The following is a 255-nucleotide window of genomic DNA, read 5'->3' as shown; positions in this document are numbered from 1 at the left end:
GCTCCACCAGCAACAGCCCCACGCCCTCCGACCAGGCCGTGCCGTCCGCACCGTCCGAGAACGCCTTGCACCGACCGTCCGACGCCAACCCCCGCTGCCGCGAGAACTCCAGGAAGGTCTCCGGCGTCGACATCACCGTCACACCACCGGCCAGCGCCAGATCACACTCACCCGCCCGAAGCGCCTGAGCCGCCAGGTGCAACGCCACCAACGACGACGAACACGCCGTGTCCACCGTCACCGCAGGACCCTCGA

General features: G+C 69.8%; 1 protein-coding gene. It reads right to left on the bottom strand.

The annotated features are described in order from the left end of the window. Nucleotides 1-255: beta-ketoacyl synthase N-terminal-like domain-containing protein (locus JS756_RS36400; RefSeq protein ID WP_275892798.1), on the bottom strand; the 255-nt coding region annotated here is incomplete at both ends.

The organism is Streptomyces actuosus (assembly GCF_016921115.1).
Lineage (GTDB): Bacteria > Actinomycetota > Actinomycetes > Streptomycetales > Streptomycetaceae > Streptomyces > Streptomyces actuosus_A.
The sequence above is the reverse complement of the archived record's forward strand: the minus strand, read 5'-3'. Positions and strand labels throughout refer to the sequence as shown.